The organism is Halobacillus alkaliphilus (genome assembly GCF_900113125.1).
GTDB classification, from domain to species: domain Bacteria; phylum Bacillota; class Bacilli; order Bacillales; family Halobacillaceae; genus Halobacillus; species Halobacillus alkaliphilus.
The window spans coordinates 1-21259 of sequence record NZ_FOOG01000025.1; the positions used below are offsets into that span (position 1 = coordinate 1).

At 40.4% G+C, this 21259-nt stretch carries 28 protein-coding genes; 9 read left to right on the plus strand and 19 right to left on the minus strand.

Annotated features, from left to right (window positions below):
- Positions 1 to 325 precede the first annotated feature (325 nt).
- The 3 genes from BMZ06_RS13145 to BMZ06_RS13150 form a co-directional block, all read right to left on the minus strand.
- A complete protein-coding gene (locus BMZ06_RS13145) occupies positions 326 to 826 on the minus strand; it encodes a hypothetical protein (protein ID WP_089752462.1) in 501 nt (166 codons plus the stop codon).
- A gap of 164 nt (positions 827 to 990) precedes the next feature.
- Positions 991 to 1155, minus strand: a complete 165-nt coding sequence (locus BMZ06_RS20760; RefSeq protein ID WP_175477885.1) for a hypothetical protein — start codon at positions 1153 to 1155, stop codon at positions 991 to 993.
- Between the two features lie 115 nt (positions 1156 to 1270).
- On the minus strand, positions 1271 to 1918 hold the full coding sequence (locus BMZ06_RS13150; protein ID WP_089752464.1) for a hypothetical protein: 648 nt from the start codon (positions 1916 to 1918) through the stop codon (positions 1271 to 1273).
- A 97-nt stretch (positions 1919 to 2015) separates the two neighbouring features.
- Between BMZ06_RS13150 and BMZ06_RS13155 the strand changes: the two genes are divergently transcribed.
- From BMZ06_RS13155 to BMZ06_RS13170, 4 genes are all read left to right on the plus strand, one after another.
- A complete protein-coding gene (locus BMZ06_RS13155; protein ID WP_089752467.1) occupies positions 2016 to 2342 on the plus strand; it encodes a hypothetical protein in 327 nt (108 codons plus the stop codon).
- Positions 2343 to 2452: 110 nt separating this feature from the next.
- Entirely contained in the window at positions 2453 to 2638 is a 186-nt protein-coding gene (locus BMZ06_RS13160) for a hypothetical protein (RefSeq protein ID WP_089752468.1), read from the plus strand.
- Positions 2639 to 2712: 74 nt separating this feature from the next.
- Entirely contained in the window at positions 2713 to 3324 is a 612-nt protein-coding gene (locus BMZ06_RS13165; protein ID WP_089752470.1) for a DedA family protein, read from the plus strand.
- Positions 3325 to 3334: 10 nt separating this feature from the next.
- Positions 3335 to 4156, plus strand: a complete 822-nt coding sequence (locus tag BMZ06_RS13170; RefSeq protein ID WP_089752472.1) for an undecaprenyl-diphosphate phosphatase — start codon at positions 3335 to 3337, stop codon at positions 4154 to 4156.
- Positions 4157 to 4286: 130 nt separating this feature from the next.
- Here the strand turns inward: BMZ06_RS13170 and BMZ06_RS13175 are convergent, their stop codons facing one another.
- Together BMZ06_RS13175 and BMZ06_RS13180 are read right to left on the minus strand one after the other, a co-directional pair.
- Positions 4287 to 4520 (minus strand): hypothetical protein, encoded by a 234-nt coding sequence (locus tag BMZ06_RS13175; protein WP_089752474.1) that lies wholly within the window; start codon positions 4518 to 4520, stop codon positions 4287 to 4289.
- A gap of 124 nt (positions 4521 to 4644) precedes the next feature.
- Positions 4645 to 4878, minus strand: coding sequence for a hypothetical protein (locus BMZ06_RS13180; protein WP_089752476.1), 234 nt, complete (start codon positions 4876 to 4878; stop codon positions 4645 to 4647).
- 185 nt (positions 4879 to 5063) lie between these two features.
- Here BMZ06_RS13180 and BMZ06_RS13185 point away from each other — a divergent pair, with 185 nt between their 5' ends.
- Positions 5064 to 5927 (plus strand): SDR family oxidoreductase, encoded by an 864-nt coding sequence (locus BMZ06_RS13185; RefSeq protein ID WP_089752478.1) that lies wholly within the window; start codon positions 5064 to 5066, stop codon positions 5925 to 5927.
- A 103-nt stretch (positions 5928 to 6030) separates the two neighbouring features.
- Here BMZ06_RS13185 and BMZ06_RS13190 read toward each other — a convergent pair whose 3' ends face one another.
- The gene (locus BMZ06_RS13190) at positions 6031 to 7551 is read right to left on the minus strand and encodes an AbgT family transporter (RefSeq protein WP_089752480.1); all 1521 of its coding nucleotides are present in this window, start codon (positions 7549 to 7551) and stop codon (positions 6031 to 6033) included.
- A gap of 253 nt (positions 7552 to 7804) precedes the next feature.
- The gene (locus tag BMZ06_RS13195; protein WP_089752482.1) at positions 7805 to 8035 is read right to left on the minus strand and encodes a hypothetical protein; all 231 of its coding nucleotides are present in this window, start codon (positions 8033 to 8035) and stop codon (positions 7805 to 7807) included.
- 370 nt (positions 8036 to 8405) lie between these two features.
- Between BMZ06_RS13195 and BMZ06_RS13200 the strand changes: the two genes are divergently transcribed.
- The gene (locus tag BMZ06_RS13200) at positions 8406 to 8963 is read left to right on the plus strand and encodes a cupin domain-containing protein (protein ID WP_089752484.1); all 558 of its coding nucleotides are present in this window, start codon (positions 8406 to 8408) and stop codon (positions 8961 to 8963) included.
- Between the two features lie 78 nt (positions 8964 to 9041).
- On the opposite strand, the gene BMZ06_RS13205 is transcribed toward BMZ06_RS13200, so the two are convergent.
- The 4 genes from BMZ06_RS13205 to BMZ06_RS13215 all read right to left on the minus strand — a co-directional run bounded on the left by BMZ06_RS13205 (position 9042) and on the right by BMZ06_RS13215 (position 10893).
- Positions 9042 to 9692, minus strand: coding sequence for a lysozyme family protein (locus BMZ06_RS13205; RefSeq protein ID WP_089752486.1), 651 nt, complete (start codon positions 9690 to 9692; stop codon positions 9042 to 9044).
- 117 nt (positions 9693 to 9809) lie between these two features.
- Positions 9810 to 10025 (minus strand): hypothetical protein, encoded by a 216-nt coding sequence (locus BMZ06_RS13210; protein ID WP_089752488.1) that lies wholly within the window; start codon positions 10023 to 10025, stop codon positions 9810 to 9812.
- A gap of 85 nt (positions 10026 to 10110) precedes the next feature.
- The gene (locus tag BMZ06_RS21150; protein WP_281244474.1) at positions 10111 to 10236 is read right to left on the minus strand and encodes a hypothetical protein; all 126 of its coding nucleotides are present in this window, start codon (positions 10234 to 10236) and stop codon (positions 10111 to 10113) included.
- A 102-nt stretch (positions 10237 to 10338) separates the two neighbouring features.
- Entirely contained in the window at positions 10339 to 10893 is a 555-nt protein-coding gene (locus BMZ06_RS13215) for a DUF488 domain-containing protein (RefSeq protein WP_089752490.1), read from the minus strand.
- Between the two features lie 597 nt (positions 10894 to 11490).
- On the opposite strand from BMZ06_RS13215, the gene BMZ06_RS13220 reads away from it, so the two are divergent.
- Entirely contained in the window at positions 11491 to 12402 is a 912-nt protein-coding gene (locus BMZ06_RS13220) for a DMT family transporter (RefSeq protein ID WP_089752493.1), read from the plus strand.
- A gap of 165 nt (positions 12403 to 12567) precedes the next feature.
- Here BMZ06_RS13220 and BMZ06_RS13225 read toward each other — a convergent pair whose 3' ends face one another.
- Both BMZ06_RS13225 and BMZ06_RS13230 read right to left on the minus strand, forming a co-directional pair.
- Positions 12568 to 13029 carry a GNAT family N-acetyltransferase gene (locus tag BMZ06_RS13225; RefSeq protein ID WP_089752495.1) on the minus strand — a complete coding sequence of 154 codons (462 nt, stop codon included), beginning with the start codon at positions 13027 to 13029 and terminating at the stop codon, positions 12568 to 12570.
- Between the two features lie 279 nt (positions 13030 to 13308).
- Positions 13309 to 14562: an aminopeptidase gene (locus BMZ06_RS13230; protein WP_089752497.1), complete on the minus strand. Its 1254-nt coding sequence runs from the start codon at positions 14560 to 14562 to the stop codon at positions 13309 to 13311.
- 794 nt (positions 14563 to 15356) lie between these two features.
- On the opposite strand from BMZ06_RS13230, the gene BMZ06_RS13240 reads away from it, so the two are divergent.
- Positions 15357 to 16121, plus strand: coding sequence for a helix-turn-helix domain-containing protein (locus BMZ06_RS13240; RefSeq protein WP_089752501.1), 765 nt, complete (start codon positions 15357 to 15359; stop codon positions 16119 to 16121).
- Positions 16122 to 16159: 38 nt separating this feature from the next.
- On the opposite strand, the gene purT is transcribed toward BMZ06_RS13240, so the two are convergent.
- From purT to BMZ06_RS13265, 5 genes are all read right to left on the minus strand, one after another.
- Positions 16160 to 17353, minus strand: a complete 1194-nt coding sequence (gene purT / locus BMZ06_RS13245; RefSeq protein ID WP_089752503.1) for a formate-dependent phosphoribosylglycinamide formyltransferase — start codon at positions 17351 to 17353, stop codon at positions 16160 to 16162.
- 265 nt (positions 17354 to 17618) lie between these two features.
- Positions 17619 to 17837, minus strand: coding sequence for a hypothetical protein (locus BMZ06_RS13250; RefSeq protein WP_089752505.1), 219 nt, complete (start codon positions 17835 to 17837; stop codon positions 17619 to 17621).
- Between the two features lie 723 nt (positions 17838 to 18560).
- Positions 18561 to 18830 carry a hypothetical protein gene (locus BMZ06_RS13255; RefSeq protein ID WP_089752507.1) on the minus strand — a complete coding sequence of 90 codons (270 nt, stop codon included), beginning with the start codon at positions 18828 to 18830 and terminating at the stop codon, positions 18561 to 18563.
- Between the two features lie 265 nt (positions 18831 to 19095).
- On the minus strand, positions 19096 to 19512 hold the full coding sequence (locus BMZ06_RS13260) for a hypothetical protein (protein WP_089752509.1): 417 nt from the start codon (positions 19510 to 19512) through the stop codon (positions 19096 to 19098).
- 73 nt (positions 19513 to 19585) lie between these two features.
- Positions 19586 to 20419 (minus strand): metallophosphoesterase, encoded by an 834-nt coding sequence (locus tag BMZ06_RS13265; RefSeq protein ID WP_089752511.1) that lies wholly within the window; start codon positions 20417 to 20419, stop codon positions 19586 to 19588.
- Positions 20420 to 20665: 246 nt separating this feature from the next.
- On the opposite strand from BMZ06_RS13265, the gene BMZ06_RS13270 reads away from it, so the two are divergent.
- Complete coding sequence (locus BMZ06_RS13270; RefSeq protein WP_245756013.1) at positions 20666 to 20806, plus strand: YjzC family protein; 141 nt, start codon at positions 20666 to 20668, stop codon at positions 20804 to 20806.
- Positions 20807 to 21022: 216 nt separating this feature from the next.
- On the opposite strand, the gene BMZ06_RS20445 is transcribed toward BMZ06_RS13270, so the two are convergent.
- On the minus strand, positions 21023 to 21253 hold the full coding sequence (locus BMZ06_RS20445) for a hypothetical protein (RefSeq protein WP_139205832.1): 231 nt from the start codon (positions 21251 to 21253) through the stop codon (positions 21023 to 21025).
- Positions 21254 to 21259 lie beyond the last annotated feature (6 nt).

Here is a 21259-nt window from a genome sequence, read left to right on the forward strand (position 1 = left end):
ACATTCGCCTTACGGCAACGGCATTCATCTCCCCCCTTACCACCGGTCTTCGACACGGCGCTTGAAGAGGGAGTCTTCTGCTGATGAATGATAAATACAATCCAACTCGATCCTTTCTGTTTCCTTAGATTCAACTCTCTCCAGTGATTAATTAACTTCCTAATCAGTCGTTCAACTTCACTTTTGCTGCAGTATTGCCCCTAGACAGGAAAACTTGATATCAAGACATGTGGGAGTTGTAATTAAAGAAATCGTTAATAGAGAAAGTTTCGGTACTGTACTAAATAAAATAACTCATCTCAACCCACTAAATCAGTGATACTTACTATTTAGAATCGTCTATTCCATCTGTAGTTAAATCTTTTGCGAAACCATTTATGTAACTTGACTTTATAAGGTTATTATTTTTGCTTAAAAGATTTACTTTGACCGCATTGTTTTGGGTTATTATCTTTTTCAATGCAGCTTCTTCTATTTTTCCGTTAATCCGAAGTGTACTACCAGCCTGTAACGTAGTATGTGATTTTACTTTATACACCTCTCCAGGAGGATCACCTGAATAATTTTCACCAACAATTAACTTTGATTCTTTTAACTTAGACTGGAGTTGGTTATTAAGAATTTCAAATTCTATATAAAAAGGTTCTGAAGTCTGGTCAGAATTATTTTTTATAAAGGTGGAAATTGTTAAGGCCTCACCACCATCTCCATCTGGAATAAGCACAATTTTACTCTTATCTGTAATATCTAGTGCCTCTGCATTCGAGCATCCTGTCATAAGGACGAAGGAAAAAAACGCAGCAGTAATCAATAAACATCGTCTCAACTTCATTTCACTCCTATTTCTTCTAAACCAATCTTCTAATACTTAGCTAAGTTTTTTAAAACTCCCTTATATTTAGTATCAGCCCCTTGTTATGAAGAGTTGATTTCAAATGAATTTTAAATTTATTCTACCTTTAACGCTAATTCCGGCAAAAGAAAATAGTATTAGCTTTTTTCCTTAAGCCTTTTCATTTCGTCTTCAAGGCTTTCGACTTTTTGCTGTAATTCTTTATTGGGTTCAGTGACTTTTCTCCCTAGTATGATCAAAAACCCCAATAAAGCAACCACTCCGCCCACAACGGCAACTACACCAAATATCACTAGATCCAAGATAACTACCACTCCTAAAATGTCCTTTGATTTACGTACGAACTGAGCACGGATATTGTTTCAAGATTTCAGATAATCAGTTGAACTGCCTGAGCGTAAAAGCCCTTCCCCTCTTTCAATGCCTCCGTTTGTAAACATCATGCTCCATGATTCCTTCGTTTTTCTCCGACTCAATAAATTCCAAATGACAGCTTTCCCGCTTCTCATTCGTTTCCCTTACAACCGTGGTCACGATATTATAAATATAGTCCAGCCCGCTGACAAGAAATTCTTCATATTGAGATTCCACGAGACCATCCTTGTTTAGAAATTCATGACAGTATCGGTAGCCGACCGCAAGCTTGATAAGTTCCTGGGAGGCATATGGTTTCTTCTCCAGAATTAGTTCTACCAGCTGCATTTTATTAAACGAGTGAATGGCCGCATTCCCCATCATCCCCTGGTTCACCTGAAATTCGCCTGGAAATAAACCATCCGAAAATCGTTTTAACCTGTGCTCCACTTCCACAAAAGGAAGATCATGCAAGGAGCTTAAATCCTCTAAATGGTGAAATACTCTTAGAAATTCAGACTGGGCGATAACCGCATAAAGTTCCATATACAATTCGCTCAACTGCATGTAATCATGCTCTCGCCTGAACTTCGTGGTATCGATGCGGTAGTCAAATTTGCTTTTGCCCCAGTGCAAAAGCAAATTAAATACGAGAGTCATAATTGCCACAATCGCAGGAATCAATACAACTTCTAGTACCCATACTGGCATGGATGAGCCTCCCCTGTCGTATATTTTTAAAAATGCTTCCCATTCGCGTGAGCTTAGGGTATTGTATATCTAGTATCTGGAAAAGAGGGAGAAGGACATGAATATAGTTAAAATCCTATTCGCGGTGCTCACAGCCACCTATTTCTTAGGTTTGAGCCCTGCCGTGTCTTTACAAGCACATGTGAATATAGAACAGAAGGATTCACTCGTGGCCAATTTCACGGATATGGAACAGGGAGCCTTAGCTGTCTCTCGAGTCCTTCTCCCTAAAGGAAAAGCAGATTACGCTTTACCACCTTTTCTGTTTCCTCCTGCCGAGCTGGATGTGAAAGGGTTATTTTCAGCGTCCACTTGCACCCTCGAACCACTTGCCGACTCATCCGGCTTCTTTACCTTAGAACAATTCCATTCCAATTATCTGTAAATACATTCCTCTCCTTTTTTACAAAGAGGCTTCACAGCTTTTCTTTTGAGCACGATAGGAAAGCTTATTTTTCGTGTGCGCTTTTAACAACATTTTTAAAGGAGATTGAAATGAAAAATTCAGAAATGAAAGATTGGATTACCTACTATTCAGTTACGTTCGTGATTTTCTTATTATTATTTGGCGGAATCTGGACGTCCGGTCTGTTTACAGGCGTGGAATGGCAGGACTATTGGATTGAATTTCACTGGAGCATGGTTAACATAAAAGAACTGAAACAAATCATAGGATTATAAATAGAGCGGACGGGCTTGGAACTGCTGAAAAAGCTGCTTTAAGTCCAACCATTACAAAAATACGGAGGTACACAATGGCTGATTGGATTACTGAATTTATGAGTCACTATGGGTATGCAGGCATCTTTATCATGATGGCAGTAGAGAATATCTTTCCTCCCATTCCATCTGAGGTTATTCTTCCGTTCAGCGGATTTATGACTCAAGCTGCGAATCTATCCATAGCTGGGGTAATTGTAGTCTCAACGACCGGATCTCTTGCAGGAGCAGTTGTGCTTTATGGTATCGGCTCCTTGATGGATGTAGAAAAATTAGAATCCTTTGTGGAGCGGCATGGACATAGACTTCGAATAAAAAAAGAAGACGTCCGGAGAGTAGAATCATGGTTTCAGCGCTACGGAATATGGGCGGTGCTGCTCGGCCGGATGGTTCCGCTCGTCCGCAGTCTGATTTCCTTGCCTGCCGGAATGGCTAACATGAAGCTGTCCCTGTTTCTACTGTTCACCATCCTTGGCACACTGGCCTGGAATACCATCCTCATTTTAGTGGGTGCGTTGATGGGTGAATCGTGGAATGAAATCTCCCGGCTGTTGGAGGTCTATTCAACCATCACTTATATCGGACTTGGAACAGGGTGCGCCCTCCTGGCGTTCATCATCATTCGTAAAAAAATACTAAGCGCGTAAGGGGATCAGAATGGACGTTATTCAAGTCATAAAAGTGATGCTTCTCGGGATGTTTGAAGGATTAACTGAATTCGCACCCGTATCTTCTACTGGCCATATGATTATCGTGGATGAAATGTGGTTACATTCTCGAGAATTTTTAGGCTACTATACAGCCAACACCTTTAAAATCGTTATTCAGCTTGGTTCTATTCTTGCGGTAGTTATTACATTTAGACACCGGTTTATGGATTTACTGGGTGCGGGACCGCGTGCACAGGAGAACTCCAGTCGTCTTAAAATCAGTCATATCCTGACAGGGCTGCTTCCGGCAGCTCTGCTCGGATTTCTTTTCGAAGACTATATCGATGAACATTTATTTACGGTCGAAACCGTACTCATAGGACTTCTGTTAGGAAGCTTTTTTATGATTTTCGCTGACCTCTACGGAACCCGCAACCTCTCTTTAAAGAGTGTGGATCAAATCACTTACCATCAGGCTCTTCTAATTGGATTGATGCAGTGCTTTTCCTTGTGGCCCGGCTTCTCCCGCTCAGGTTCGACCATCTCTGCCGGAGTGCTTGTTGGTATGAACCACCGCTCGGCTGCAGACTTCACTTTTATTATGGCGGTACCGATTATGCTTGGCGCGAGCTGCCTTTCTATAATCGATAACCTGGCGTATTTCACAGCTGAGGCTGTTCCTCTCTTTGCGGTCGGTTTTGTCAGCGCATTTATCTTTGCTCTGATCACGATCCGATTCTTTTTAAAGCTTATTAATAGAGTCAAGTTATTACCTTTTGCTTTGTACCGTATCGTTCTAGCTGGAATAATCGCCTTCATGTACTATTAACATCTAAAAATGCCACGGACAGAGGTTAATCTGACTAGAAATGTTTATTCTTCATGTGAAGTTACTAAATTACAGGTGGAAAAAGTGAACAGCGCGTTTGACCAGAATCCCGGTCAAACGCGCTGATTTTTTACTGCTTCTTCTGATTCCCACCATTTACAACTCTGAATTTGCTCACCGGTTTTTCACCTGGCTTGTAATCAAAGGCCGTGATCGTTGCTCCTACTTCCACTTTCATGGATCCATCTTCCTCTATTTTAAACAGTGTACCTGGCTTATTGACTTTAATGGACTGGACATTATGCTTGGCAAACACCCTTTGCAAATCCTGCATTAACTCTCTTTTTCCGTAAGTGAAGCCCATCCTATCCCTCTCCTTACTTTCATTTCGTTAGTTGTAGGATATGCGGAAATGAGAAGGACTATGATGGTAAATCCGATGGAAGTTAAAAAAATCTAGTAACAACTGCCTCAGCCCATAGAGAGGTCTATTCCATTGCGGCACTTCTTTTTCTCTTTACAGTGCTTGCAGGAAAAACCGACAGAATTCTGTCTTTTTTAAGCGTTCTTACCTTTTCTCTCGCAAAACAATAAACTAAAATATCATCGGCACGTAGATCCATAACCCGAATGAAACGCTGGGAGACCTCGCCCCGGCTATCCATATAGATGACAACCAGCTTCTCGTTTTTATCCAGGGATCGTGCAAACAAGCCATCCATGCGGTACCTTCCTTTCTGATCGAACATTTGTTCTTATTTTACCACAACAAAGAACAAATGAAACTGGAAGATATAAACATTCGGTAGATAAAATAGATCTTGCAAATCCTAACTGGACTGCGCAAATATTCTCTGACCTACTGGGCACCTTAGAAATAGCCATTCACTATTTAGGAGGAAACCTCATGAACCAGCAAAAGAAAGAAATTCAGCCGAAGCAGCATCAAAATCGTCAGCCGGGATTTGAATATGAAATGACGCCGCTTCCAGAATATATAGATGAACATTATCAGGGAAGTGGAAAGCTTCAGGGGAAGATTGCGGTAATAACCGGAGGGGACAGCGGCATAGGCAGAGCCGTAAGTCTTCATTTCGCACGTGAAGGAGCAGATATAGCCGTCCTTTATTTTGATGAACATAAGGATGCCGAGGATACGAAACGCTTAATTGAACAAGAAGGACACACCTGTCTACTGATCAGCGGCGATATTGCAGATCCTTACTTTTGTACAGATGCCGTAAAACAGATCAAGCGTAAATTCAGCCAGGTCGATGTGCTGGTCAATAACGCAGCCGTTCAATACCCGCAGACAAGCCTTCTTGATATTTCGAATGAACAGCTGGAGCGCACCTTTCGTGTAAATATCTTCTCCTTTTTCTACATGACGAAAGCCATACTCCCGCACATGAAAAAAGGAAGCTCGATCATTAATACCTCCTCTATTACGGCCTATGCGGGGAACGAGCAATTGATTGATTACACCTCAACCAAAGGAGCGATCACATCGTTCACCCGTGCGCTTGCTAAATCACTTGTTGGTCAGAAGATTCGCGTGAACGGAGTAGCTCCAGGACCCATTTGGACACCTTTGATCCCTGCAAGCTTCGACCGGAAACAGGTTGCCGAATTCGGTTCCGACAATCCGATGGAGCGCCCCGGTCAGCCGAAGGAAGCAGCCCCGGCTTACGTCTATCTCGCGAGCCAGGATGCAAGTTTCGTCACTGGTCAGATGCTCCATGTGAATGGGGGCGTAATTGTAAACGGGTAAAGACTTCTAATACGTTTGCAACTGTTGAACCTCAAAAAAATGGAATTCCATATAGTTGGAATTCCATTTTTACAGCTGTACTTTCTTCCAAGTGGGTTATTCATTAATAGTGGATTGGTGAACCTGGTCCCAAATCGACTCCAGTCAGCATCCAGACAATTAGCATGACTGTCCAAGCGATCAGGAAAAAGATCGTATATGGGAACATAACGGAAATTAACGTCCCGATTCCCATTTGTTTATCGTATTTTTGAGCAAATGCGATAATGATGGCAAAGTAAGTCATGAGCGGCGTAATGATATTTGTCGTAGAATCTGCAACACGGTAGGCCATCTGCGTTAATTCAGGTGAATATCCCAGCTGCATCATGATAGGTACAAACACCGGAGCCATCATAGCCCATTTGGCAGACGCACTGCCTATAAACAAGTTAATAATAGCGGCCACCAAAATAAAACCTAGTATTAATGGTATGCCTGACAGATTGGCTGATTCCAACAATTCCGCGCCATAAACCCCAATCACGAGTCCCATGTTGGTTTCTGAAAAGTAAGCAACAAACTGACCGGCAGTAAAAGCAAGTACAATGAACATCCCCATGGACGCCATCGTCTCAGAAAGCTGGTCAGCAACATCCTTATCATTTTTAATCTCTTTCACTGCGATGCCATAAAACAATCCGGGAATAAAGAAAAGAATGGTGATAATAGGAACAAGGGAACTCATAAATGGAGATTGAATGATACCTCCATCCTCTCCTCTTAAAGGAGCACCAGTTGGAAGAACTAAAAGAGCAATGAGGACGGTTGCCACAGCAACAGAAATACCTGCCCACTTCAGGCCTTTCTTTTCGACAGCATCCAGTCCTTTTAACTCTTCACGGAATTCGCCTTTATATTCTCCCAAACGGGGTTCTACAATTTTTTCTGTGACCCATCCCCCTACAAACGTGAGCAAGAATACAGAAACAAATATAAAATAGTAGTTCATAGCTATGTTCATATTTTCAGCATAAGCAGGATCAATAATAGCAGCCGCATCAATCGTTAGCTCTCCTAATAAAGGATCCGTCGCTGATAAAAATAAGTTTGCACTGAATCCTGCAGAAACCCCTGCGAAAGCAGCAGCTAGTCCAGCTAATGGGTGACGCCCAAGTGCGGCAAATATGACAGCACCTAACGGAGGTAACACTACGTAACCAGCATCAGAAGCCACACTGGACATGACACCTGCAAATACAAGACCATAGGTGATCAATGCTTTGGGAACGGATAGCACAAACCCGCGTAAACAAGCACTAATCAGTCCAGTTCTTTCGGCTACTCCGATTCCTAGCATTGTGACGAGAACGACACCTAAAGGAGCAAATCCGATAAAGTTCTCTGTCATACTGGAAAAGATGTACTCTATCCCTTCTCCGCTAAGAAGATTGTTTATCTCAACGATTTCCCCTTCTTCCCCAGGATGTTCGACACTCAGCCCAAAACTGGAAACAATAGCAGATAATACTACTACCAGTAGCGCCAAAATAGCAAATAGCGTGATTGGATGAGGCAATTTATTACCCACATATTCAATGGCATCCAATCCCTTTTGAAACATACCTTTACGTTTGTCAGCCAAGACAGTCCTCTCCTCTCTTTTCGCAAAAATAAAAACGGCCACTGAAAATTCATAATTCTGCCGTTTTTGTCTTTTCTTGTCACTTCCAGTATAAAGGCACTGTTGATGTATATGAAGGCGTTTTCAAATTAAAGTAAAATTTCTTTTATTCTGAAAATTTCCTGGGCGGACTTCGAAACAAAATTCACTTATGGTCAAATGTGCTTTCCTTATTTTCTATAAAAATACCGCCTTTTCTATGAAAAGACGGCTTTTAACGGCTAATGTTTTTCTTTTCCTTCCAACGTGCTCCTATGATACGCAAGCCTATAGTCAAAAGAATAGCTGCCAGCACCAGAATGCCTAACGCATCTCCTGTGGCCCACCCGGCTGATTTTAAATATCTGGCAAGAAGGACTCCAATTAGGGCAAGCGGGATCAGAATAAAACGATCGATTTTTTCGGAAAAAATGGGTCCGCTAAACAGCTGACGGATTTTACTCATGGATGATCATACCTCCTGGCTGAATCGCTGTTCGTTACCTTTAAGATCTCATCTATTATTTCAAATCTGCTGCTTCATCTCAATCCTTTTCCTAAACCAGTAAAATTTTGTTGCGTAATATTCATAAGCGATTTACTAAACTAAAGGGCCGGAAAGCGAAATCATCCCCCGAAGGACCTTCCGCTCAACAAACGTCTCGAAACTGAGTCTTCAAGTAATGGGAGCTTTTCTAAACTATCAACATAACGATTTAAAGTAACGTGCCATTCTAAGGGCCATGAATTAAAGGGGATTTCCGCATTAATTTTTACGTACGTTCACTGGGCTAATGCATAGGATAACTTTAGGAACTAAGAAAGGATGAAGAAACGTGTATTATAATCCTTATATGTATCCATATCGTTATCCTTATGATGGAACTATCCCTATGTACAGTTATGGAAATCAGCCGGGGTACTGGGCATACCCTCAGGACTATGGGCATCCTGCCTGGCGTCCTACGCACGGGCAAAGAAACATTCAGCTGAAGGATTATGGACCCAATCCATTTGTTGTGGATATCAATAAAGCCACCAACCAAAATAAAACCTTTCGCACAGCCTTATGGACCGGTGACCATCTACAGTTGACCCTGATGAGTATCAAACCAGGAGAAGATATCGGCTTAGAGAGGCACCCAAATCTTGATCAATTCTTGCGTGTGGAGCAGGGCCAGGGATTTGTACAGATGGGTAACAGAAAAAACAACCTGACCTTTACAAGAAATGTGATGGATGATTCGGCTATTATAATCCCGGCAGGTACGTGGCATAACTTAACCAACACGGGCAATACGCCGCTCAAACTATACTCGATCTACGCCCCGCCTAACCATCCGTTCGGCACCGTTCACACTACGAAAGCTGAAGCGATCGCTGCAGAAGATTAAAGCGGATCATCTATTCCATTAAAAAAAGGGGGACTTCCATATCATAGAAGTCCCCCTTTTATTTTTATTGCCACTAAGTTACAAATCCTGCACATCTTCTTCATCATAATAATCAAGGACAGCATCTACATAATAGATATCCCCGTAACAGGCGTCGTACTGTTCCGCTTCCTCACGAATACAATCGTACTTTCCCGTATGGGCTAACTCTTCATACTTCTGCGCAGAGAATTCAATCGCCAATTCCTGCGTGTATTCTCCTCCATTTTTCATAACATAATCTATAAAACCTGCGCCAAAATTGTAAGATTGAAGAGCTAATTTAACGTCCTGATCGGCTCGCTCCAACACATCAGCAAAGTAAGTGACCCCTTGTTCAATAGACTTTTCCGGGTCATCAATACAACCGACCGAACCGCATAAAGATTCGGAGGCTTGCATAGGATCATCTCCTCTTCCACCCGATTCCTGCATCATTAACGCTAACAGTACATCTACGTGTTCTTCTATGCCTTCCTGCTTTGCATACTTTCGAACTTCATCTTCATATTGCAGCACTTGATCGGACAAGCCGGTAGATTCATTTGTACTGCTCGTTATGCCGTCCCCCAGATTACTGCTTGTAAGCAGATAAATACCACCGATTACTAGAATGATAGGCAGCAAAATTTTTACAAACGCTTCCGAAACGGCTTTTTTAAATTTTGTTTTCAACTTATATTTCGGCATGTTTCTCCCCTTATCGATACTTTCATAAGATGAGTCTATTTTAACATGCCGGTACACCTAATTCTCTTATCATGCTTTTTGTCGTGTTCCCTACCAAGTCCCAAACCCTAAACAATCCTACGAACGAGCAGAACTTCCTTTTGAAAATATTTTACTCAGTAGAGAATAAACTCCCATAGCAATCAAGAGAAAGATACCGAAGTCCAGTAAAAACAACCATAGATTAAAAGTATCTTGAAATAAGCGGTACTCCAAATCAATCCAGGCATAAACTTGGGTCGATAAAAAGTCAGTAATCAATATCGAAACGAACATAAGCAGAAAAACTTTCATTTTATCACTTCTCCTGCACTGCGTTTACCCACTATTATGTAAGCCGCCGGCTCTTATAGACCTGCGGCATAAAAACCTCTATTTACTACATCCAGCGCGACTCATGATATTTATCCGGATTTTCCTTATCTCTTTTCGAAGGCAGTAGAATCGGTAAGGCTAGAGCAGCGATTGCCGCCACCACAAAAATGATCATAAACACGATCCACATCATATTCCTCCTCAAAAAACTAAAATTTTATTCTATCAATGCTCCTCCACATTCCTGGCCGTACTCTCCGGCTATTCAGTCTTAACTCTTTGGTTTAGAACATTAATCCCCAAGGAGCGGATACACTACTGTTCCATCCTCTTCCACAATAGGCATCGCACCCCACCTCCCAAGTTCATGACCGACCAGCTCTGTTTTTCCTTTTGAATTATTGATCACATGAATAACATCCCAGCCGTTCGCCTGCAGCCAGTTACTAATCAACAGGCGGTGACACTTTGCCGGATGCCGTTCGGAGCACATATAGACAAGAGTCTTTCCTTCAGCCTCCGTTTTTAAATCCTCCAGCCCATTTTGAAACACTTTCGTTAATGTATAATCCGCATAGTTGTGGAACGAGCGATTGTCCCATCCGGCATTTAGATTCTCCCCAATCTCGCCTGACCGGTTCCGCCTGCCACCAAGCACGGAAAAATGCTGGTACGCTACACCCGCTTCGCTAAGCCAATCTTCCATTCTTTCCTTATTAAACTGCGGGAATTTTCGGCTGGCAGGAAAGGCACGGATATCAGCCACGTATTCGATATCTGCAGCCTCAAGCATCTGCAAGAAGTTTTGCTTGTCATGGTCGGAGTGCCCAATCGTATATATTTTCATATCTCTTCACCCTTTGGTAGAAACTTATGTAACAAACTATACCCTTTCCACGATTCTCTCAAAATCTCCACCCCAGTAAAAACCAATTTCTTCAATTAAACCCTCCTGCTTTGTTGGTAATGAAATTGTTAAATAATACTATGCTGTAAATAATTCAGTGCAAAGATTAAGTACATTTATAATTTCGGTCTACTCTTTTGAAGCTAAAATTTCTTATAAATACCATATTTTCTATTTTTTAGTTGAATAATAGATATCTCCCTGCTAAACTTAGAAAACATTTGCTAATTATTTCCATTATTTCCTTGTATCTTTTCCTGAAAAGCACCTGAGTTTCAGTAAAGATCAGCTACACCCTTAATGGATTAAAAAGACGCAGCTTCCACCTCTGACCGTAAAGTTTCATATATTTTATTTGGCTATTGTTTTCCATGTAAACGTTAAGTCGAATGTAAGATCAAGTGAAAAATTACCATGTATGCCTTCTAAAGAACATACCTTTTATTAAGAAATGACAGAAGATGTCTTGGCTTTTGAATTTTTATTGTTATGAAGTCCACTTTAGATTTCTATTATTTTTTAGGAGGCGTACAAACGATGAGATCTGTAGGTGTATGCTTAGTTATTCTTGGGGCTATATGCTGGGGTGTTAGTGGAGGAATTGCAGATATTTTGATGAATAAAGGCTGGAATCCTGTCGTGATTTCTCTTTATCGAGGGGCTGTTGGCTTTGTATGCTTTTTTACTTGGTTTCTTTTACGCTTTAAACAAAACTGGACCTCCTCTCCACGCTTATACATTTGGTCCTCATTGGCTGGTGTAGGTGTTGCTGGAAATTTCACCTTTTATTTTTTCACTATCCAGGCGTCAAGCGTGGCTGTTGCTTCTACTTTAATGTACACAGCACCTGTGTTCGTCCTGGTCATCTCTTTTTTATTACAAATCGAGCGTCCGACCTGGTTTAAATGGGGATGCATATTAGGTGTACTTATAGGGATTGTCATGCTTACAGGTGCCTACAATACCAATTCGCTATCAGTGGGTTTACTAGGAGTGACCTCCGGGCTTGCCGCAGGCCTTTCCTATGCATTATTTATATTCGGTTTTAAAAACGCCTCCTCCATCGGAAAGCCACAGACCACTTTAACCATCGCTTTCTTTTCATTTTGTCTTATCCTTTTGCTTATCGCGGACATGGATGAAGCCGCTAGCGTAATGACGTCAAACGACGTAGGCTGCTTTGTTTTATTGGGGGTCCTGGGAGCTGGAATTTCGTTTATACTTTATGTGATAGGCATTCAATGGACTGCCCCAACTACCGCTTCAATGGTCGCTATGGTTGAGCCCGTAACAGCTTCATTATTCGGCTTTCTGCTTATTGGAGATCATTTGACCATTATTCAACTTCTTGGAATGGCAATTATCCTGGTTACGGTGATCGTACTTAGTGTAAAACCTTCCTCATCCTCAATTAAAAGTACTTATGAAAGGAAAAAGAAGGCGGTGTAAACGACACGGCCTTCTTTTTCAACTGCTGTTAACGTTTAGGGTTGATATGGCTAACAAAAAAAGAACTTTCAATTTTATGAAAGTTCTTTTTTTGTTTAAGACTTGAATTCGAGATATCTTGAAATTTATTCTATACTAACTCATCCCCTGGCACAATATGAAATCTCATAAATAACCTTTCATTCTAATTACTTTTCCATCAAATTCTGTACCAACTTCATCCATTCCGATTGTGCGATAAAACTTGATCGCGTTATTATTTGATGGAGAAACTCTTAGATGATACTCACTAACTTCATTGTTTTTGAAGAATTGCTTTGCATAGTGGTGTAAAGCTTTTCCTTTACCCTGTCCACGCATCTCGGGTGTTAAATAATACAAGTTTACATACCCAATTTTATTACCTTCGTATTCACGAATCGTTAATTCAAGTTGTCCGATATATTTACCATCTTCCTTGGCTAAAACAAAACCTTCAGGAAAATCCCTGATTTTTTCCTCTAACCAGCTTAAATATTCTTCTTCACTGAACCCGATAGTATCTCCAAAACTGACATAAAATGAATCTTTCCGATTATTAACTACTGTATCTCGATGTTTCTTTATATCAATTTCCTCAAAGATCAATTTAAGCCCCCTAGCACAATATGAAACCCCTTCTTCAACTATCCTTCTCTGTGAGTACTAAAGCTATCGTCTTTATTGAAGAATAGACCCGTTTATGTAAAATTTGAGTTAGAGATATAACATAGGGAGTCTTACTCTTTTACACTCGTTTGATTAGGTACCTTCTTTCACAATTATAACCCATGGTTACTGGGATGCTGTCCTGATTGTTTTCAATATAAACAGCCCTAAGCATAATTCACCTAAAATCAGTTTTTACTGTTTTAAATTCTAGACAATTTAGAATTGGAAATCCCCATCCTCCATTAGCGGAACTTCAGATCCACCTTCTTTAATGCCCACTACTTTCGTATCTTCAGTACCAAAGGTCACATTGACTAACAAAAGTGAAGTATTCATCCCCGATGCCTTCAACTCTTCCTCAGATTGGTCATTGCCATTTTGAATATTGGAAGGAGATGCATTTCCAATTCCAATATGACAGGACGTATTTTCATCAAACAAGGTATTGTAAAAAAGAGTATCTGCCTGAGCAAGAGGAGATTTATTAGAGACCAGGGCAATTTCACCTAGATAATGTGATCCTTCGTCTGTTTCGATGAGATTTTGTAACACTTCCTGTCCCTTTACAGCATGATAGTCGGTAATACGTCCATCTCTAAAAATCAGATAAAATTCATCGATGATATTTCCCCCATAGATAAGAGGTCTAGTACCTACCAATTTGCCATTCACCTTATTTTTATGAGGAGCAGTAAATATCTCTTCTGTAGGAATGTTCGGAAAGAAATGTATTCCCTTTTCATCTTTGACTCCCCCGCCGATATAGAGATGATTTTTAGGTAGACCAACTAATAAGTCAGTTCCACAGCTATTTGTAAAATGCAGGGATTCAAATTGGCTCTCATTTAGGATTTTTTTTCGAGATTCGAAGGCTCTATTGTGACTTTCCCAATCTATCACAGGATTTTCTCCATCTGCCCGTGACCCTTTTAAAATTAATTTCCACAATGATCGTAAAGCTTCTTCTTTACTTAAGTTGGGGAATACTTTCGTTGCCCATTCAACGCTCGGGACAGCTAGAAGACACCAGCGTACCTCGTGGGATCTAATTTTCGCATGATAATCTCTTAATTTAGTACGAGAAGCCTTTTGGAAACGATTTATCCTTTCTGAAGAAACCTCCTTAAAGACCTCTAAGTTTTCAGAAATAATATGGATGTAAGCAGCATTTGCATCGTCCCACTCCTTAAAACGAGCAGCCTGCCAATCAGGATAGTGATCAATGACACGATCTGCTGCATGCAAGAAAAATTCTTTGGTAGACTGTTCATCTGTCCAATCTATAAATACATTTGAAGCTCCTGATTCGTAGGCTGCCGTTTGGATTAGACGTGCAAACGCAGCATTTTGTATATCACTATGAATAACCAATAGTTGATTTTTTTGCAAATTCACACCAGCTCGTACAGCAAGTTCTGCATACTTTTTTAGCTGTACTTCACTTATAAATTCATATATTTCTTTAATCATTTAATACCTCCCCTATTCTTGTATAATTTTACTGCCCAACCTGACCTCCTTCCGTAAGAAATCAGCTTATTACTCGTCACATCAACTCTCGTTTCTTCTTTTCCTTTCTAAATAAGTGATAAAAGCTTATTTCGAAAATCATAAAGCCTATAATTAGTCCTGCAATATATGGAGAGGGAGAGTCAATTGCAATGAAGATGATTAAACATAAAACAAAAGTAACCAAACCAGCAAGGATTGAATATATAACATATTTATTACTCACCTTAAAAACCCCTAATATAAATTACGAACAGCCTATTTTAAAGTTTCAAAAATCATCCATTTATACCAATTATCTCGAAGCTGAGTCTTCCACAATCCCATTCGTTTCTCGAAGACTCAGTTTCCAGATAAATATCCATAGAATATTTGTTCAACTATGCTTAAAGAATCTAAAGATATCGTTAGCTCTCACAGTGGTCATCAACGTGTAGTAGATAACTTTATGTTATTTGATTTGAAAGAGTAACAACAAATGCTTTAATAGATTTTTCATGTTAAAAACTTTTACACCTAAAAGATACTCGTCACCCTTATTTGACACGGCAGATGACACGGCAGTGATCCCCGCCAAAGCATTGGTACAACTGAGCTCATCGACCAAAATCATCATCGGAAACAAAGAATAAACTAAGATAACTATAAAAAAAGATTTTTAAAAAAACGATATAAAAAAAGATTTTATTTTTTTGACACCAAATTCTTAAAACTTTCGATTAATAGAGTAACAAGACAAGAATAGGTGATGAAAAATGAATATCCATGACATTAGCAAGCTTCAATCCTTTCCAAGCAAAAAAGAATTAGATCTACGCGTTCGCTCTTTCCTCTATCAGCATAAAGCCGCACTATCTCCAGCTTCCCTTGAAATATTAACTTTTATTTGGCGACATTCCGTTAAATATCCTGGTGTCTCTTTTGCCAAAATTGAAACCATTGAAAAAGCCACAAAACGCAGCCGCAGAACCATCGTGCGGGCAATTAACACGCTGGAGAAGGCAGGTTTGCTTTCACGCATTCCAACGATACGTCCAAATGGTAAGCGCGGAGTAAATATTCTCGTAATCACTCCGGCAGAGGAAAATCCACTTCCTGATAAAAAAGATATCGCTAGTGAGGAGAAAGCTGAAAAACCTGAACAAACGGAGTCTCCTAAACCAGCGAAACAAGTTTCTGCTGCTAAGCCGGTTGTAGATACCGATTATCTACCCTTCTACATACCGAAAGCATTCATTCAGCTTTCCCAATCTTTTTTAAACGTTAAAGATATTCTTGGCGCGTGGAAAAGAGTTCACTACGCCTATCAGCAAATGCACTTAAGATACCCGGTTGATCATTATATAACCATCATTACACAGACATTCAAACAAGCAGTCTTTGCTAAACAGAATGGCTCGATTAAGAAAACGTTTTTTGCCTATTTTTATGGCGGAATACTAGCCGCTTTCCAGCAGACTGTACGTAAAGAAGTAATGGATGATCCCGCTAATCTGTATTATGACTGGCTGAACAACTAAAGAAAAACCACCCTGAGTCAGGATGGTTTATTACGCATTTATGAGTTTGTATCGTTGGGATCAACGACTTGCAGGTAAGAGGCTGCTTTTTCCGTTCGTTCACAGGCAGTTTCGGCATTTTTCCCTGTGCTCAGAGCGACAGCCATGCGGCGTCCAATCGTAGCGGATGGTTTTCCAAACAATCGCACCTGCGTATGCGGGACAGTTAACGCTTTTTCCAAACCGGAAATGGTGTAATCATGGCTTTCTATCGACGATTTTATGGCATGACTCGACCCGGATGAGATGAGTTGAATATTCTCGATCGGAAGTCCGAGAATTGCTCGAACATGAAGAGCAAATTCAGAGAGTTCCTGAGTTACCATGGTCACCATTCCGGTATCATGGGGACGCGGAGAGACTTCACTGAAGTACACGCCACTAGACGTAATAAACAGTTCAACTCCAAACACACCGTATCCGCCTATTTCATCTGTAATCTGTTTTGAAATAGCTTCGGCCTGCTTGACGTGTTCTTCACTCATCGCATGCGGCTGCCAGGACTGAATATAATCTCCATCCTCCTGCCTATGACCGATCGGCGGGCAGAAATATGTACCATTGGAAGCCTTGACGGTTAAAAGTGTGATCTCAGAATCAAAATGAATAAATTCTTCTACAATCACCCGCGTGCTGTTTCCCCGGCCGCTGCCAAGTGCCTCCTGCCAGGAATCCTCAATCTCACTTTCTGTTCTGCAGAGGCTTTGCCCTTTTCCAGACGAACTCATGATTGGCTTAATAACACATGGCAGACCAATGCTATGAACCGCTTCTTTCAGCTCTTCCAACGAATCAGCAAACTCGTAGTGAGCTGTCGGCAAGCTTAATTTCTCACTGGCGAGCCTTCTGATTCCTTCTCTATCCATCGTTAACTGAGTAGCGTAAGCCGTCGGGATGACATTATATCCCTCTTCCTCAAGCTTTAATAACGAATCTGTTGCAATCGCTTCGATTTCAGGAACGATGTAGTCCGGCTGTTCCTTTTCCACGACGCGCCGAAGTTGCTCTCCATCGAGCATATCAACAACTTCAAACCGATGAGCTACATGCATGGCGGGGGCTCCTTCATATCGATCCACGGCAATCGTTTCAATACCCATTCGCTGTGCTTCAATTATGACTTCTTTTCCTAGTTCTCCAGATCCCAGCATCATCATCTTTTTCGAATTACGTTGGTTCGGTGCTCCATACATGGCTACTCCTCCTGATTGTTTGGTTTTATAGTCATTTTAAAGTTTTAACCGGGGTAATTTCAAGGTTTTATCTCTTATTAACGAATATTTTTTATATTAAAAAATAAAATGTTCGTTTTTGGTTAAGGTGTAACTCTATCTTAGTCTATTAATAAATGATACCCATTCCATTCAGGGGCTCTGCCAACTGTTCTTCATACAAAAATAAGAAGCGACCCCCGCGGATCCCTTCTCCATTCAAATTCAATATTCTATTTCAAGCCGGTCATGTAAACGTAACTGAATACCAGAGAAAGGCTCCTCCCAATACGGAACACATGAGTGTAATCTCCTTCCCTTTTGTCGGCAGCGGAATAAACCGGAGTAAGAAATTAACGATAAAAACAGTTAAAAATAAACACACACAGAGAACGGCTAATTTAGCCGCCGGCTCATTCACCTCTGAATGGATGAAATGCTGTATGGCGTCCGATATAAAACCCAACGTGTGCACCTCCGATAATTTCTTCCATACGTATTCTCAACGAACTGCACCTATTTAAGGTGTCTGCAACTTATCTATCATTAAAGGCAAGGCCATACCGCAGTCCCCACATTCTAGTAATATATCTATTTTCACTTCACTAATAAATATGATTCTTCTAGGACTCATCAAGGTTGAACATTTACGGCAGACATGGTGGTCAGTCTGGTCTATAACTTCCAAGTATGATTCTACGTTCGTCACCACTTATACATTGCTCCTTTAATTCCTTTACTTCTATTTTCGACATAATTATCAATATATTGACTGTCCAGGCAAAATTTTTTAAATAAAAGATTCTGTAAACTCTCAAAAGGGATTCAAAAGATAAGCCCCTTTGCTGCTTCTATTGATGCGCATTTATATTGGATTTTTAATCTACTAACTGTTACTTTTTACGATTCTCATTGTTAATGATATTAATTACACCCAGCCCAAGAGCTAGCCACGGCAACCAAGGAACAATGCTATGAGAATAATTAAGGTTAACATTAGGAAAACTTTGAGCAATCCCTATTAGTGTAAACAAAAGAATTGAAACGGATATGTAAATGGATGACACCAATTTATTCAAAGTATCAATCCTTCGTGCATAAACAAGGGCTTCTAAAACGCTACAAGTAATATTTCTTCGAGAATTGCCCCCATTTCTTGATGAATCAATCTCAAAGTGACAGCCCAACCTTATTTATTATGTTCCTTTTCGTCTATTTCATATGTCTCTGCTTGATCTAAAGGGTCTATAAAATCATCATCATCGTAACTAAACTTATCAGAATGACGATCAGGATGACCTAACCTATAAGCATACTTATGTAGACGGATCTGTCTAATAGTAAGAGCAAAAAAACATCCCCCTAAAGCTATGAATAATCCAGTTTTATAGTTCAAGGAGATAGATATAAAAAACAATAAGAGAGATGGAATACCAATAATCGCTTGAAATAACTTCACAAGTTTTCACTCCTTTATGATAGAAATGTTAAAAGAGATCGCAGTGATATTTATAATGAACACTTACTCTCCATTCCCCAAAAACATTATATCTTTTGTACGAACTGAAATGATTTTAGTTTCAAATACTCTAGTATCTCGAAACTGAGCCTCCAACTAACCTCCCTGTAGCTTAACAAGCTTTTTATGAATAGGAAGCAACGTTATGCTTTTATAACATAAAAGAAACCGGCAGAACGTAACGATTCTGCCGGTCATTCCTTATCTATGATTCTGTGTATCGGTACTGACGTCCGATCTTAGCAACCGCTGCGCTTACGAGCAGATGCAGGTGAAAATAGGTAAACCCACACACCACTCCCGTTCCAAACATGCTGCTAATATCACTAAAGTATAAAGCATCCAGACTTCCACCAGAGGCCAGCTCAAACACATGCACACCAAACAGCAGAGCGATCAGAATCAATCCCCCTGCGAGAGAATAGACAGAAAGATTAACCCCATACGTTTTCTTCCATCTCAATTGCTTCTGCAAGGCTTTTAAACCGAGCCCACTGGCAATAAACCAAAAAGCAGCCACGTAAAAGACAAGGATCGTAGACATGTCTGTACCACTGACGTGATAACTGTAGGTTGAGACCAGGGAGGCAGCTACGACTCCTGTGATGATATTTTTGACCATTTTTCCCCTCTTCCTTCCTTACAATAAATAGCTAACCTCACTGACTGTTCATAGTGAAAGATGCCTCTACACCTCAGTCTCTATGGGTAACCTCAATTAAACTTATCTGACTTTGATTAAAAAAACGTACGTGCACGACACTTGTTCCCAGACCTCTGTCAACATAAAGAAGCTGGTTATAACCAATCCGGTACATGCCATGATCATACTCTGGCAATAATCCCTGCCCTGGTGCCACAAGCGATCCGACAAACGGAATTTTCACTTTCCCTCCGTGAGTGTGACCGCTCAGTATTAAGTCAGCCGGTTGATCTTTATATTCATTAACAAAATCGGGAGAGTGAGATAGCAGAATTGTGTACAACTGCTCATCGACCCCATCGAAGGCTTGGCCCACTTTCTCCCGATTGGAATTAACATCATCGATTCCTACAACGTTAATGCTAAGGCTATCGTTTATTTGAAGAGCCGTATGTTCATTTCTTAATACCGTGACACGTCTTTCTTTCAGCCCCTCCAAAAAAGGATGGGTTAAAGGATGATCCCACTCATGGTTGCCGGTAACGTAAAAAACGTGTTGATACACACTGACAATACGCTCTATTAAAGAAAAGACCTGAGTCCATTGTCTTGTATTCCGGTCGACCAGGTCTCCGGTGATCACTACCATATCAGCCTCTGCTTCTTCAATTGTCTGAAGGAGCTTCTTATTGCTTCTTCCAAACACTTTATTATGTAAGTCACTCAATTGCAACATTCTTAACCGACTGTTTTCCGGTATTTTTTTATGAGTAATATGTTTCTCTTTACGTTTAAATACATTCGTGTCATACATAACTTTTCCAATGGCTGCCATGCATATGAAAACTCCGCTTAGCACGCTTGCCACTTTTACCTTGCGTCCCATCTTGTCCACCACACTGATTCTAGTTATTTTTACAAAATCTCCATTATTATCCTAACATATGAAAGAGTTTTTCTTATAGATAAAAGCAAACCATAATCATTTCTTCTTTACATAGAGGGCTAGAAATCTCTCTACTTTAGAAAAGGATCCCTGAACGTTTAAAATCGCAGCACATTCTAATTGAAAAATGGATAAATGGGCTTTGAGTTCCTGATCAGGGGTGCATTTGCTATGTAAGAATAATGAATAAAAAGGAGTTTTCAATTATGGGCAGATCGTTTCAAAACGGGAGAAAAAGCACGTGAAAACGGCACGTACGAATTTGATGGCTTAGTAAATGAAGGAAATGAGAATGACGTAACTGAAGATGAAATCATATTGAACTGAGTAGCGGAGACACTTCCCCTCCAAATCGTTCTAATAAAGAGGCTGCTTATTGGAAGAAGTCCAGCTAACCATTTAGTGATCCTCTAGTTTTTAACTCGGGGATTATTTTATCAGCAAACAGGAAGAAGGATGCAATGCCTGACCTTCAAGTTATCTGCATTTCCCAATATATAAAATGAACACCCCATTACTTTTCCAGAAAAATATCCCATTTCACTAAAAAGGACCTACAACAGTAGAAAGACACAATAATGATGTGCCAATAAGCAGATAACCCATTAAAGAATTGCGAGTTTTCCTGAATTCTTCAAGCGCCATGACTAACGAAAAGCTTGCTAACAACATCATTAGGTAGGGAAGCAGATAAGCAGATTCATCTGTTAGTAATCCATAACTGGATAGAAACAAGATTATAATAGCCAGACTAACTCTAATAACCCTCAGCAAATAATC

Excerpts from the sequence above, each read along its gene's own strand:
- BMZ06_RS13150 (WP_089752464.1), bottom strand. The coding sequence starts at position 1,918 with ATGCCAGTATGGGTACTAGAAGTTGTATTGATTCCTGCGATTGTGGCA.
- BMZ06_RS13220 (WP_089752493.1), top strand. The coding sequence starts at position 11,491 with ATGAGATCTGTAGGTGTATGCTTAGTTATTCTTGGGGCTATATGCTGG.
- BMZ06_RS13195 (WP_089752482.1), bottom strand. The coding sequence starts at position 8,035 with ATGAGTAAAATCCGTCAGCTGTTTAGCGGACCCATTTTTTCCGAAAAA.
- BMZ06_RS13240 (WP_089752501.1), top strand. The coding sequence starts at position 15,357 with ATGAATATCCATGACATTAGCAAGCTTCAATCCTTTCCAAGCAAAAAA.
- BMZ06_RS13160 (WP_089752468.1), top strand. The coding sequence starts at position 2,453 with ATGAAAAATTCAGAAATGAAAGATTGGATTACCTACTATTCAGTTACG.
- BMZ06_RS13185 (WP_089752478.1), top strand. The coding sequence starts at position 5,064 with ATGAACCAGCAAAAGAAAGAAATTCAGCCGAAGCAGCATCAAAATCGT.
- purT (WP_089752503.1), bottom strand. The coding sequence starts at position 17,353 with ATGTATGGAGCACCGAACCAACGTAATTCGAAAAAGATGATGATGCTG.
- BMZ06_RS13205 (WP_089752486.1), bottom strand. The coding sequence starts at position 9,692 with ATGCCGAAATATAAGTTGAAAACAAAATTTAAAAAAGCCGTTTCGGAA.
- BMZ06_RS13175 (WP_089752474.1), bottom strand. The coding sequence starts at position 4,520 with ATGGGCTTCACTTACGGAAAAAGAGAGTTAATGCAGGATTTGCAAAGG.
- BMZ06_RS13155 (WP_089752467.1), top strand. The coding sequence starts at position 2,016 with ATGAATATAGTTAAAATCCTATTCGCGGTGCTCACAGCCACCTATTTC.
- BMZ06_RS21150 (WP_281244474.1), bottom strand. The coding sequence starts at position 10,236 with ATGTGGATCGTGTTTATGATCATTTTTGTGGTGGCGGCAATCGCTGCT.
- BMZ06_RS13180 (WP_089752476.1), bottom strand. The coding sequence starts at position 4,878 with ATGGATGGCTTGTTTGCACGATCCCTGGATAAAAACGAGAAGCTGGTT.
- BMZ06_RS13260 (WP_089752509.1), bottom strand. The coding sequence starts at position 19,512 with ATGGTCAAAAATATCATCACAGGAGTCGTAGCTGCCTCCCTGGTCTCA.
- BMZ06_RS13230 (WP_089752497.1), bottom strand. The coding sequence starts at position 14,562 with ATGATTAAAGAAATATATGAATTTATAAGTGAAGTACAGCTAAAAAAG.
- BMZ06_RS13265 (WP_089752511.1), bottom strand. The coding sequence starts at position 20,419 with ATGGGACGCAAGGTAAAAGTGGCAAGCGTGCTAAGCGGAGTTTTCATA.
- BMZ06_RS13210 (WP_089752488.1), bottom strand. The coding sequence starts at position 10,025 with ATGAAAGTTTTTCTGCTTATGTTCGTTTCGATATTGATTACTGACTTT.
- BMZ06_RS13215 (WP_089752490.1), bottom strand. The coding sequence starts at position 10,893 with ATGAAAATATATACGATTGGGCACTCCGACCATGACAAGCAAAACTTC.
- BMZ06_RS13170 (WP_089752472.1), top strand. The coding sequence starts at position 3,335 with ATGGACGTTATTCAAGTCATAAAAGTGATGCTTCTCGGGATGTTTGAA.
- BMZ06_RS13165 (WP_089752470.1), top strand. The coding sequence starts at position 2,713 with ATGGCTGATTGGATTACTGAATTTATGAGTCACTATGGGTATGCAGGC.